Origin of the sequence: Stenotrophomonas sp. PA-6-5C, assembly GCF_021605635.1 — a bacterium.
GTDB lineage: Bacteria > Pseudomonadota > Gammaproteobacteria > Xanthomonadales > Xanthomonadaceae > Stenotrophomonas > Stenotrophomonas lactitubi.
The window spans coordinates 16298-29166 of record NZ_WKEE01000064.1; the positions used below are offsets into that span (position 1 = coordinate 16298).

A 12869-nucleotide genomic window follows, 5' to 3' on the forward strand; every position below is an offset into this window, starting at 1 on the left:
GGCATCGCACAGGCCTAGCATCGGGAAATCCTTCGCTGCTGGAAGTTGCCGATGAAAACCCGTGCCCTGGTGATGTCCGTGCTGTTCGCGCTGGCGGCCACGCCCGCGCTGGCGCAGACCCCGCCACCGGGTGATGCCGCCGCCCCTGGCCTGCTGCGCATTGACGTCGACGCACGTGACCTGGCCCGGCGCATCTTCAAGGTGACCGCCACCGTGCCGGCCAAGCCCGGCCCGCTGACCCTGCTGTACCCGCAGTGGATTCCCGGCAACCATTCACCCACCGGCCCCATCGACAAGCTGGCCGGCCTGCGGGTGACCGCCAACGGCAAGCCGTTGGCCTGGCAGCGCGACCAGTTCAACGTATACGCGTTCAAGGTGGACGTACCGGAAGGCGTGAGCGAGATCGTCGCCCACTTCGATTTCCTGTCCTCGCAGGGTGGCAGTCAGGGCCGGGTGGTGATGACCCCGGAAATGCTCAACCTGCAGTGGAATGCCAACTCGCTGTATCCGGCCGGCATGGACGCGCGCAACCTGCAGGCGCAGGCCAGCGTGACCCTGCCCAAGGGCTGGGCCTATGCCACCGCGTTGGAAACCTCGCGCCGCGATGGCGACACCGTGGTGTTCAAGCCGATTTCGTACGACCACCTGGTCGACTCGCCGTTGTTTGCCGGCGAGCATCACCAGCGCATCGACCTCGACCCGGGCGCGAAGGCGCCGGTGCATCTGAACGTGTTCGCCGACGATGTCAAATCGCTGAAGCCGACCGACGCGCAGATCAAGCTGCATCGTGCGCTGGTGCAGCAGGCCGACAAGCTGTACGGCGCGCGCCACTACGATCACTACGAATTCCTGCTTGCCCTGACCGATCGTCTCGGCGGCATCGGGCTGGAGCACCATCGCTCCAGCGAGAACAGTGCCGACCCGGGCTACTTCACCGAGTGGGACAGCAACGCCTGGATGCGTGACCTGTTGCCGCACGAATACACCCACTCGTGGAACGGCAAGTACCGTCGCGGTGCCGACCTGGCTACGGCCAACTTCAACACACCGATGGGCGACAGCCTGCTGTGGGTGTACGAAGGGCAGACCCAGTTCTGGGGCCAGGTGCTGGCCGCGCGTTCCGGGCTGTGGACCACTGAGCAGGCGCGCGACATGCTGGCGAACGTGGCGGCAACCTATGACCGCGGCCGCCCGGGCCTGGCCTGGCGCCCGCTGCAGGACACCACCAACGACCCGACCATCGCCCAGCGCCGCACGTTGCCGTACCGCAATTACCAGATGAGCGAAGACTACTACTCCGGCGGGCAGATGCTGTGGCTGGAGGTGGAGGGCAAGCTGCGGGGGCTGACCGGCAACCGTCGCAGCCTGGATGATTTCGCGCGTGCCTTCTTTGGCGTTGGCAACGGCGATTGGGACGTCAATCCGTACACCTTCGATGACGTGGTGGCGACCTTGAACGGCATCGCGCCGTACGACTGGGCCAGCTTCCTGCGCCAGCGCCTGGACGGGCACGGATCGCTGACCGGCGGCCTGGAACTGGCGGGCTGGAAGCTGGTCTACCGCGATGCGCCGAACGAGGCCTACAAGGCACAGGAAAAGCGCGCGAAGGCAGCGTTGCTGGCCTACTCGGTGGGCGCGACGGTACTCGACAGCGGCGTGGTCGGTGATGTGGTGTGGGACAGCCCGGCGTTCAATGCCGGCCTGGCGCCGGGCATGAAGGTGATCGCCGTTGGCGGTCGCGAATACAGCAGCCAGCGCCTGAAGGACGCGGTGGCTGCGGCGGCCACTGACAAGGCGCCGATCACACTGCTGGTCAAACAGTTCGACCGTATCGATACGATAAAGATCGACTACCACGGCGGCCTGCAGTATCCGGTGCTGGAACGCATCAGCGGCCGCCCTGACCGCCTTGCAGAGCTGTGGAAGGCGCGATGAAGCTGCGCACGCGTGATGGGCTGATCCTGGTGCTGGCGGTGCTGGCCATCGTCGGCGCCTACCTGGACGGCGACGGGCGTTGGCTGCACTGGTTGGCCAAGCCGGCAACCACGCTGCTTATCGCCGCCATCGCCTGGCAGGCGCGGCCGGTGGCGGATGCGTTCTACCGGCGCGCGGTGCTGGCCGGCATGCTGTTGTCCTGCGTGGGCGATATCGCGCTGATGCTGCCGATCGACGCGTTCGTGCCCGGCCTGGTTGCCTTCCTGCTGGCGCATCTGTGCTACATCGCCGCGTTCCGTGCCGGCCTGCGCGCGGGTCGCGGACTGCTCGCTGCCTTCGTGCTGCTTGCTGCATTCGCTTCGATCAACGTCGCCGGCCTGTGGCCGCATCTGCCGCTGCCGATGCGCGTTCCGGTGTTGGCCTACGTCTTGGTGCTGGCCGCCATGGCGGTGCTGGCACTGGCCCGTTACTGGAGGCGGCCGCACGCCGATGCGCTGGAAGCGGGCAGTGCGCGTTGGGCTGCCGGGGGCGCATTGCTGTTTGTGGCCAGCGATTCGTTGCTGGCATGGGATCGCTTCGGTGGCGGCCTGCCGTTGGCCAGCCTGCTGGTGCTGTCCACGTACTACGCCGCGCAGTACGCCATCGCCCGCTCGGTGAGATAGCAGAAAAGGGGACGGAGCGGATCAGGTCGTTTCCGCCCTCGTCGTGCCACTTGCGGCTCAATCCCTTCCGTCCGCTTTTTCGATGTCGGTAACGCTGTTGCAGGTGCGTTGTGGTGCACACAACCGGTCCAGCAGGGCCAGGGTGACGCCGTTGCTCCAGCCGAAGCCATCCTGCAGCGGGTATTCGCCGCCGCCGCCGCCAGCGGAACCGTCGACCACGTACTTTTCCACCAGCTTGCCTTCGCGGTCGTAGACCGATTGCACGGTGCGCAGGAAACGCATGCCCAGTTGCCGCGCCAGCCGCTGCTGACCGTAGTGCTGCAGCCCATCCACCGCCACCCATTGCAGCGGTGCCCAGCCGTTGGGCGCATCCCATTGCTGGCCCGTGCTGAGGGTGGTGGTCAGCAGGCCGCCTTCGCGCAGCAGCTGCGCCTCCACCGCGTCGGCAGTGCGTCGTGCCCGCGTACGGTCGGCGATCTGCAGCCACAGCGGATACAGCGCCGCAGCGGTCAGGGCAGGGCGGGTGATGCCGCGATCCAGATCGCGGTCCACGTACCATCCCTGCGCGCCATCCCAGAGATGGACATTGATGGCAGCGCGGCGCGCGGCCGCCTGGCGGGCGTAGGCGCGGGCGTCGTTGCGCAGGCCGGCGGCCTTGCTGGCCCGCTGCAGCGTGAGCTCAAGCTGGTGCAGCAGGCTGTTGAGATCCACCGGAATGATCGACGTGGTGCGGATGCTGGCCAGTGAGGCAGGATCATCCAGCCAGCGGGAACTGAAGTCCCAGCCGGATTCAGCGCCGGCACGCAGGTCGCGGTAGACCTGCGATGGCGCCCGCTCCGAGGCTCGCGAAGCGGTTGCCAGATCATCGGTCCACGATTCGGTGCGCGGCACCGCCCGCGCGTCCCAGTAGCGATTGAGCAGGCTGCCGTCGGCCAGCCGCACCACACGCTCGCGTGCCGCGCCTGACGGCAGGCCATCGGCACCATGCATCCAGAACGCATGCTCGATGCGCAGTTGTGGCAGGTAGCGTCGATAGGCATCGTCGCCTTCGTGGGTGACCAGCAGCTCGACCATCAGGCTGAAGAACGGCGGTTGCGAGCGGCTGAGGTAGTAGCTGCGGTTGCCATTGGGGATGTGCCCGTACCGGTCCAGCTGCCAGGCGAAGTTGTCGACCATGTCGCGCACCTGCTGCCAGCGACCACTGGAGGCGAGGCCGAGCAGGGTGAAGTAGCTGTCCCAGTAGTAAACCTCACGGAAGCGGCCACCCGGTACCACGTAGGGGTGGGGGAGTGGCAGCAGCGAGCCATGCGGATCTACCGTCGCCGTCTGCCGGGTCAGCACCGGCCACAGTCCTTCGATGTGCACACGCAGGCTCTGGCCCGGGGGCGGCACGTAGGGCGGTGTCTGGCCCGGCACGTCGAACGCGGATGACACGAAGGCACGCAGCGTGTAGCCGGGCTGTTGCTGCGCGTGTTGCCAGTCGGCCAGCACGACGGCCGGCTCGCGCCGCGGCACCGCATCGGCGAAGGTCTTCTGGTCGGCGAACAGCTGCGCGCGCTGCACCTGCTGGAACAGCGGCTGCAACTGCTGGTCCGGAGCAGCGGGCGGCGCGTCGGTATTGGCGGCCCTGGCGGCGCCGATGCATGTCAGCAGAGCCAGCGTGGTCCCAGCCAGGGGGAGCGAAAGGCGCATGGGCGTGCTTCCCTGTAACGATGGAAGCACTGTAGCCGCAGGGCCGTGAAAGCAGGCACAGCGCTCAGCGGAATTGCAGGGTCAGCAGGAAATAGCGCCCCAGCGGATCGTCCAGCCCGGCCATCTGCCCGCCGCTGCCGACCAGATGGTTCACCGGCCGCGTATCAAGCAGGTTGTGCACGTCCAGTGCGGCAATCACGCGCGGACTCAGCCGACGCGCCAGGTGCAGGTTCCAGCGCAGCTGCGCGGGGTTCATGCAGAGGCGCTGGTCATGCTGCTCCTGCGTGCATGCTTCACCGGCCAGCCATGCGCGGGTGCGGCCGACGCGGTTGCCACGCAGGGCGATGTCCCAGGAAGGGTTCTGCCACTGCACGTTGAGGATGCCCGCGTTCGCCGGCGTGGCATGCCCGCGCAGGTCCACCGATTCGCCATGGCTGCGATCGCGGCGCAGCTCCTGCTGCTTCAACGCATCCAGCGAGAACAACCACTGCCCGTTGCGGCCGGCATCCACCCGGTACTCGCCACGCAGTACCCAGTTGCGCGAGGTGGTGCGGCCGATGTTGTCGAATGACAGGCGAAGATCACGCAGGCGGCCCTGCTCATCCAGCTCCCAGGTACCGGGATTCCACAGTGCATCGCTGGGTTGCAGGGCCAGGATCTCGTTGCGCAGTTCGACGATGTTGTGGGTCAACGACAGCGAGAACGCATCGCTCGGTGTCCAGCTGGCAGCCAGCGAGTGGCTGCGCGAGGTCTCGGCTTTCAGTGCATCGTTCTCCACCACCTCTACTTCCACCGCGCAGCCGCCACCGCGCAGCGGGCGCGCGCACGGTGGCAGGGAAGCCGATGCGGGCAGGGGATACAGGCCGAAGTAGCCCGGCGGTCGTCGCCGCTCGAAGATGCTGGGCGCGCGGTAGCCGCGGCCACTGGCCAGCAGGAACGACCAGTGCGGGCTCGGGCTCCAGCGCAGGCCGGCACGCGGCGAGAACGCAGTGTCACCGCCATCGCGGTCCAGCCGCGCGGCCACGTCCAGGCGCAGCGTCGGCGCCAACGGCAGGCCCAGTTCGGCGTAGGCGGCGTTGCTTTGCCGCGTCAGCCGGCGCTGCTCCATCGGCAGGCCCAGCGCCAGCTCACCCTTGCCCAGCAGCGGATCGGGCAGCGACGTCCAGCGCTCGCGGCGCAGGTCGATACCGGTTGCGAGCTGTGCCGCACCGCCCGGCAGTGTCATCAGGGTGCGCTGCATGCCCCACCAGCCCTGCCACTGTTCGGTGCGTCCGCGGTTGTGGATGGCCGGAAACAGCTCCTCTGCCAGCCCCGGTGGCAGGGTGGAAAAGCCGGGCAGGAAATCCAGCGTTCGTGCGGCTTCCAGCAGGCGCTCGCTGCGCACGGTGCCCTCGGTGCGCAGGTCCACCTGGCTGCGCTGCGCGCTGAGGCCGGCATCCCAGCTGCGGCCGGCGCGCTCACGGCCCATGCCAAAACTGATGTCGCCTTCAGTGGCATGCACGCGCGGGCGCACTTCGCCGCCTTCCTGCAGGACCACATTGAGGATCGCGCCACGGCTGAAATTGAGGGCGACGGCGGTCGGGCCCAGTTCAAAACGCTGGCGGTTGTGGCTGGCGCGTGCTTCCACGTAGGCGTAGCGTCCGTCACCGCGTTCGTGGCGATAGCGCAGGTAGCCGGACAGCGTTTCCGATGCCGGTTGCAGCGAGCGCGGGCGGGCGTTGTCGAACCAGCAGCCGTCGTCTTCGCGCTGCAGCGGCGGATGGCACTGCGTGGCCGGGTAGTAATCGCCGTTGCCCATGATCAGCCCGATCGGGTACAGCGAGGTTTCCGCATGCCAGTCGCGCTGGTCACCGGCCACATGCTGCAGGCGATGCAGGTCGATGCCGGCGAACCAGCGGTCGCCACCTTCGCGCACGCCACCGGTGGCTGCCTGCAGCCGGTACTGATCGCCATCACCACGGCTGCTGACCCCTGATTGCAGCGTGGCCTCCGGTCCCTCGGCCTGGTCGCGCAGGATGATGTTGACCACGCCGGACATCGCGTCGGCGCCGTAGATGGCCGACGCACCGCCGCGCACCAGTTCGATGCGCTCGACGAAGCTGAGCGGAATGCCACCCAGATCGGTCAGCCCGCCTTCTTCCAGCGAGACCATTGGATAGCGCGGCAGGCGTCGGCCATTGACCAGGAACAGGGTCGCGCGCGGGCCCATGCCGTCCAGGCTGGTGGTAGCTGCTGCGCCGACCGGCAGGTACAGCGAATCACCACTGCGCGAGGTGCTCAGTGGCGGGTGGCCGTTCATGCCGGGCAGGTGGCGCAACAGGTCGAACAGCGTGCCGTAGCCGCTGCGCAGGATGTCTTCGCGGTCGATCACCGTTACCGGCAGCGTGGTCTGCACGGAGGTGCGCGGCAACCGGCTGCCGGTGACATGGATCGGAGCCAGCTCCACCTGCACCGGCTTCGGTGGCGCTGGCGGTGGTGGCCGCCGTACCGGCTGCGCGACCACATCGGGTGGCGCAGCATGCCGGCGCACCACGAATCCGCCGCTGGGTGTCTGCAGGATGTTCACCGGCATGCCGGCGACGAGCTGCTTCAGTGCGGCGGCCGGCGCCAGCGAGCCGGCAACGCCGCTGGTGCGCAGGTCGGCCAGTTCACGTGCGTCGAACACCAGGGCGATGCCACTCTGTCGTGCCCATTGCTGCAGTGCCGGCGACAGGGCGCCGGGAGCGATCCGATAGTCGACCTGGGCGACAGCCTCGGCAGCGCTTGTCGTGGCCGCCACACCGGGCACCAGCACAACGCACAGCAGGGCCTGCAGCAGGCCCCAGCGCAGTATGTCCCAACGAAGCACACCCGGCGCCGGCATCGGCCGCCGCCTCAGTAGGTGCGGCGCAGTTCCAGCGCGCCATCCGAGCGCGGCTGGCCAGCAATGGACCACCCCAGTTCCAGGGCGGAAAGCAGTTCGTGCGCGTCGCCAGCACGGAAGGTGCCGCTGACTGCGAGGTCGGCGATGTCCGGGTCGGCGACCACCAGTGGCGTGCTGCCATAGCGGTTCATGCGTTCGACCACGGTGGCCAGGGGCGTGCCGTCGAACACCAGCTTGCCCTGAGGCCAGGCCTCGGCGGCGGCGGTCGAGGACAGCTGCGGGCCCGGTTGGATCTTGCCGGAGGCCAGGACCTGCAGCTGCTGGCCCGGCGAGAGCGTGTGCTGCGCGCTGCCACTGGTGACTTCCACCACACCTTCCAGCAGCGCGACCTCGACCCGGCCGTCAGCCAGGCGTTCCACCTGGAAGGTGGTGCCGATATCGCGGATCGAACTGCCACCGGCCTGTACCCGCAGCGAGCGCGATGACGGTTCGACCTGCAGCTGGATGCGGCCGTGCTCCAGCGCCAGTTCGCGCTTGCGCCAGCCGAAGCGTGCGGTGAGCGTGGTGCCGGCGTCGAGCATGGCGATGCTGCCATCGGCCAGCGTGCGCTGCTGCGGCAGCAGGCTGGCGTTGGCATAGGTCAGGGGCGTGGGATTGCCATCGGTGTACAGCATCCAGCCCAGGCCAACGGCGAGGCAGACGCCGGCAGCGGCGGCCACACTCGGCAGCCAACGCCGCTGCGGCCTGCGTGCCGCGCGTGCGGCGGCGGTGCGCAGCCACGGGTCGCCGGCCAGACCGGCACTGCGCTGGTGCAGCTTCTCGGCCTGCACCCATGCGCTGACGTGCGCGGGATCCTCGGCCAGCCAGTCCTCGAAGGATTGACGCTCTTCGGGGCTGCAGTCGGGGGCTTCCAGCCGGGCTACCCAGGCGCTTGCGTGTTCAAATAGCAACGTGTCATCCCTGTTGTCGTTGCGGATCATTCGGTGTCTCCATCATTGTGGAGAGGATCGGGGCCCAGCTCCTTGCGCAGGCCCTGCAATGCACGGGCAATGTGTTTTTCCACGGTCTTGGCGGTGATGCCGCAATGCCGGGCGATCTGTGTATAGCTCATCCCGGTGATGCGGTTGAGCAGGTACACCTCGCGGGCACGTTCGGGAAGCTTGAACAGTGCCTGGCGCAGCAGGGCGAGCATCTGCCCGGATTCTGCCTGACGCAGCGGATCAGGAGAAGCACTGGCGGCTTCTTCGTTGCCGTCGCGTTCGGTCAGCGACAGGTGGTTGCGCGATTGCGGCGAGCGCCCGCGGTCTGCCAGGCGGTTGCGGGCGATGCGGTAAAGCAGCAGCCGCAGTTCCTCGGTGTCGTGCGCGCGGTAGCGGATCAGGCGCTCCATGCAGTCCTGGGCGATGTCCTCGGCATCCTCGGGACCAACACCGCGGGCGCGCAGGAAAGCACACAGCGGCGCGCGTTCCTCACGTACGAATGCAATGAAGACGTCCGGAACCCCAGGTAGTTCCGGCGCAGGACGGAGCAAAGGGGAGGGCACGGACAGGGGAGGGCCTCGGACGACAATGACGGACGCGTCATCGAGTTTTACGCGACGGTGACCGGATGGGGAAGCCCACGTTTCTCCGGCATTTCCATTGTGAATGCGTTCATCTTTTTTCTCGTCGCCGACTGGGGGCGTCTGCCCCGCTGCTGCGTTCTGCTTTCGACCCGCGTGGTGCGGGCGGAGAGAGAGAACGCAATGAAGCATTCGAAGTTGAGCATCGCCCTGGCAGGCCTGGTGGGTATCGCGACCCTGGGCCAGATGGATGACGTCATGGCAATGAATTATCACGTGCAGGGCGATCGCGTCGTGCTCAGTGGCGGTGTGACCGTCGCCGACGTGGTCGCACTGCCGGCGTTGCTGGCCAAGGCACAGGCCGAAGGCCGTCCGATCCGCGAAGTCGTGCTGCGCACCTCCAATGGTGGCGCGCTGATCGCGGGTGAGTGGCTGCAGGGGGTGATCCGCACCAATGGCCTGAACACCATCGTGTCCGGCCACTGCATCTCGTCCTGCTCGATCATGCAGTCCGGTGGCGTCGAGCGTTACCTGGCCGGTGACCTGCCGCTGGTCGACTCGGTGCAGATCCACGCCGCCAGCAGCGGTGGCAAGGTGATCTATACGCCTTCGCCGCGGATGACCGAGATCTACACCGGCAACTACGGCGGCGGCATGGATGCCGGGTTGCTGCACAAGGCCATGTACGAGGTGGTGCAGCCCAACGGCCTGCTGGTGTTCCGCGATCCGGCCCGGACCACCGGCCCGTCGGTCAGCTTCGATCCCGATGGCAGTGGCCGCAAGCTGGAAACCTTCCCCGGCCAGGACATCTACAGCAACAAGATCATCACCGCCGCCGGCTACCGTGACCCGGGCGACACCCTGACGGTCACCGGCAATGTCAGCGGCGACATCAATCCGGGCTACCTGCGCACCGCACGCCAGCTGCAGGCGTTCGTCGACGACGACTTCTCGCGCTGGAACGATACCGATTTCGCCACCACGTACATCAACCAGGCCGTTTCCATCTACAACGCGGCGGCACGTGGTCCCAACGGCATCGGTCGCTTCTCGGTGCAGGACTTCCTCAGCGATCCGGGCATCCAGGCCGACCTGCTGGCGAGCCTGCGCCTGTCGGAGCTGGATGCCTCCACGCTGGGCAATTCGGCCGGTGTGATCCGCGTGGCCAAGGGCGGCACCTGGCGCACCGCCGAGACCACCGGCGCCGATTTCATGCTGGTGGAGAACGGCACCATCGCCCTGGAAGGCGGCGCCCTGCGCACCCCGGAGCTGCGCGTGCAGGCGGCCGGCATGGTGGTCGGCCACGGTGACATCGCCTCGGTCGCCAACGACTCGGATGCGCTGTTCGCTGGCACCGGTCCGTCGTTCCGCGAGGACGGCTTCAACCGTCTGCGCGTGTACGGCACCCTGATGCCGCGTGGTGGTGACCTGGTCACCCACGGCTACGTCAACATCATGCCGGGCGGCAAGGTGCTGTTCGATGTCACCGAGGCGGGCGGCACCAACAGTGGACGCCTGCGCGTGGGCGACTTCTACGACAGCGGCGCCAACGAGGGCGCGCTGGTCATCTCGCCGGGCGCGCACCTGGAGCTGAACGTGGCGCAGGGCTTCTACGCCGGCAACTACCAGCGCGAGCTGGTAAGCGGCCCGATCTTCCAGGGCTTCACCGATGCGGTGCGCCTGGGAGACACCGGCTATACGGCCAGCATCACCGGCGGTGAGGTGTTCCGGCCGCGTCACAACTCGTTGCTGAGCTTCAATATCAACCAGACCGCCGAGGGCCTGTCGCTGACCGCCAACCCCGGTTTCGACCAGCTTGCGCAGCTCACCGGCAACAACGGCAACGACGGTCTCGGCCGCGCGCTGGCAACCGCCGGCCAGCGCCAGGATGCCGGCCTGAAGCCGCTGCTGGGGGCACTGCAGTTCGCGGATCGCGATGTGATCGCACAGCAGGCCGGTGCACTGCGCGGTGATGGCCACGCCAGCCTGCGCCTGGCCGACAACGCGCTGGTTGGCAGCATCGGCAGCGTGGTGCAGCAGCACCAGGCCGCACGACGCAGCGGCAGCGGTGACGCCGGCGGCCTGGCCGCACAGGCAGCGCAGGCGGCTTCGGCGCAGCCCGGCATGGCCAATGGCAGCCTGTTCAACCAGTTGGCGATGCATCTGGTGGAGCCGGCGGCGAGCGCTGGCGGCACGAGTTACGGCGGCGAAGCGCCGCGCAGCCATGGCCTCTGGGGCCGCGGTTTCGGCAGCCACGGCCGCATCGATGGCGAGGGCGGCGTGGCCGGCCTGAGCCATACCGTCGGTGGCATCGTGCTCGGTGCCGATACGCAGCTGGCCGATGACCGGGTGACCCTGGGTGTCAGCGTTGCCGCTGCGGACATGTCGACCAAGGGGCGCGATGGTTCCGGGTTCACCGGCGACGTGCGCGCGCTGGATGTGGGCGGCTACCTGGATGCCACCTACTCCCGTGGCTACCTCTCGGCCTCGGTGCGCTACACCGACCTGCGCCACGACACCCGCCGCAGCATCGAGGGCATCGACGGCCTGCAGGGCCCGCTGCGTGCCAAGTACAACAACGATGCGATCTCGGCCCGCCTGGAGCACGGCTTCTCGTTCACCACCGCCAAGGGCGTGGTGATCCAGCCGCTGCTGCCGGTGGTCGATTACGCACGCACCTCGGCCACCCGTTTCAATGAAGGGCAGGGTGCCGGCGCGCTGGTCGGGCGTGGTGACAGCCTGGAAAGCATCCGCGTTGGCGCGGGCCTGCAGTTGTTCAAGACCTTCGAAGGCAACAACGGCGAGCGCATCACCCCGCGCGCGCGCGTGGTCTGGCAGAAGGAACTGGGCGACACCCAGGCCCGTTACAGCACCGGCTTCGCCGCTGCGCCGGACCTGGTGTTCGGTGCCAGCAGCCAGACCGTGGGCGAGCAGGTGCTGGCCTGGAACCTGGGCGTGACCAGCCGCGCCAGCGATCGCCTGTCGGTGATGGTTGACTACGTGGGCGAGCGTCGCGACGGCCAGCTGCAGAACGGCGTGATGCTGGGCCTGGGCTATACGTTCTAAGACAGTACCGGCACCGGCGGCAGTCACGCCGCCGGTGCCATCCCCATCGATGTGCGGGTGCGCTATGGTCGTGGCGGATTTCCGCGCAGACGTTCCCATGCAGATCGCCGTTTTCAGTGCCCGTCCCTACGATCGCCGCTTTCTCGAGGAAGCCAACCTGCGCGAAGGGGCAGGGCGGCAGTTCCAGTTCGTGTACTTCGACGCCGCGCTGGACGTGCACACCGCCGCACTGGCACAGGGCTGCGCCGCCGTCTGCGTGTTCGTCAATGACAGGCTTGATGCGCCGGTGCTGCAGGCCCTGCATGCGCTGGGTGTACGCGCAGTGCTGCTGCGCTGCGCCGGCTTCAACAATGTGGACCTGGCCGCTGCGAACGCGCTCGGCCTGTTCGTCGCCCGCGTGCCGGCCTACTCGCCCGAAGCCGTGGCCGAGCACGCACTGGCGCTGGTGATGACCCTCAACCGGCAGACCCATCGCGCCTACAACCGCGTGCGCGAGGGCAACTTCATGCTTGATGGCCTGCTGGGGCGAACCCTGCATGGCAAGACCGTGGGCATCATCGGCACCGGCAAGATCGGGCTGGCCACCGCGCGCATCTTCCGCGGCATGGGCTGCACCGTGCTGGGGCACGATCCGTATCCCTCGCCGGCCTTCGCGGAGATCGGCACGATGGTGGAACTGGATGAACTGCTGTCGCGCTCGGACATCGTCTCGCTGCATTGCCCGCTGACCCTGGATACCCAGCACCTGATCGACGACGCCTCGCTGGCGCGGATGAAGCCCGGCGCGATGCTGGTCAACACCTCGCGTGGCGGCCTGGTCGATACCCATGCGGTGATCCGCGCGCTGAAGTCGCGCCGGCTGGGTCACCTGGCCATCGACGTTTACGAGCAGGAAAGCGCGCTGTTCTTCCAGGACCTGTCCGGCGAGATCATCGACGACGAGGCCTTCCAGCGGTTGATGACCTTCCCCAACGTGCTGGTGACCGGCCACCAGGGCTTCTTCACCGTGGAGGCGCTGCAGGAGATCTCGGCGATCACGCTGGGCAACCTGGCCGATTTCGCGGCGGGGCGGGACTGCGGCAACCGGGTG

8 protein-coding genes are annotated in these 12869 nt (G+C 67.8%); 4 read left to right on the top strand and 4 right to left on the bottom strand.

Features of this window, described 5'->3' with window-relative positions; all coding sequences use genetic code 11:
- Positions 1 to 51: 51 nt before the first annotated feature.
- Entirely contained in the window at positions 52 to 1935 is a 1884-nt protein-coding gene (locus GIW57_RS20695) for a peptidase M61 (protein WP_236512611.1), read from the top strand.
- Positions 1932 to 2597: a lysoplasmalogenase gene (locus GIW57_RS20700; RefSeq protein WP_236512613.1), complete on the top strand. Its 666-nt coding sequence runs from the start codon at positions 1932 to 1934 to the stop codon at positions 2595 to 2597. The genes GIW57_RS20695 and GIW57_RS20700 overlap by 4 nt, the downstream gene beginning before the upstream one ends.
- A 57-nt stretch (positions 2598 to 2654) precedes the next feature.
- Here GIW57_RS20700 and treA read toward each other — a convergent pair whose 3' ends face one another.
- The 4 genes from treA to GIW57_RS20720 form a co-directional block, all read right to left on the bottom strand.
- Positions 2655 to 4289, bottom strand: coding sequence for an alpha,alpha-trehalase TreA (treA, locus tag GIW57_RS20705; protein WP_236512614.1), 1635 nt, complete (start codon positions 4287 to 4289; stop codon positions 2655 to 2657).
- Positions 4290 to 4353: 64 nt separating this feature from the next.
- Positions 4354 to 7137 carry a TonB-dependent receptor gene (locus GIW57_RS20710; RefSeq protein ID WP_236512616.1) on the bottom strand — a complete coding sequence of 928 codons (2784 nt, stop codon included), beginning with the start codon at positions 7135 to 7137 and terminating at the stop codon, positions 4354 to 4356.
- 26 nt (positions 7138 to 7163) lie between these two features.
- Positions 7164 to 8132 (bottom strand): FecR domain-containing protein, encoded by a 969-nt coding sequence (locus GIW57_RS20715; protein ID WP_100463955.1) that lies wholly within the window; start codon positions 8130 to 8132, stop codon positions 7164 to 7166.
- On the bottom strand, positions 8129 to 8608 hold the full coding sequence (locus GIW57_RS20720) for a sigma-70 family RNA polymerase sigma factor (protein WP_100465698.1): 480 nt from the start codon (positions 8606 to 8608) through the stop codon (positions 8129 to 8131). The genes GIW57_RS20715 and GIW57_RS20720 overlap by 4 nt, the downstream gene beginning before the upstream one ends.
- A gap of 288 nt (positions 8609 to 8896) precedes the next feature.
- On the opposite strand from GIW57_RS20720, the gene GIW57_RS20725 reads away from it, so the two are divergent.
- Both GIW57_RS20725 and GIW57_RS20730 read left to right on the top strand, forming a co-directional pair.
- Entirely contained in the window at positions 8897 to 11779 is a 2883-nt protein-coding gene (locus GIW57_RS20725; RefSeq protein WP_236512619.1) for an autotransporter outer membrane beta-barrel domain-containing protein, read from the top strand.
- Positions 11780 to 11876: 97 nt separating this feature from the next.
- Positions 11877 to 12869, top strand: a 993-nt coding sequence (locus GIW57_RS20730; protein WP_236512621.1) for a 2-hydroxyacid dehydrogenase, incomplete at its 3' end; no start/stop codon positions are given.

What these genes read in the sequence shown, in the direction of transcription:
- GIW57_RS20695 (WP_236512611.1), top strand. Translation starts at nt 52, where the DNA reads ATGAAAACCCGTGCCCTGGTGATGTCCGTGCTGTTCGCGCTGGCGGCC.
- GIW57_RS20700 (WP_236512613.1), top strand. Translation starts at nt 1,932, where the DNA reads ATGAAGCTGCGCACGCGTGATGGGCTGATCCTGGTGCTGGCGGTGCTG.
- treA (WP_236512614.1), bottom strand. Translation starts at nt 4,289, where the DNA reads ATGCGCCTTTCGCTCCCCCTGGCTGGGACCACGCTGGCTCTGCTGACA.
- GIW57_RS20715 (WP_100463955.1), bottom strand. Translation starts at nt 8,132, where the DNA reads ATGATCCGCAACGACAACAGGGATGACACGTTGCTATTTGAACACGCA.
- GIW57_RS20725 (WP_236512619.1), top strand. Translation starts at nt 8,897, where the DNA reads ATGAAGCATTCGAAGTTGAGCATCGCCCTGGCAGGCCTGGTGGGTATC.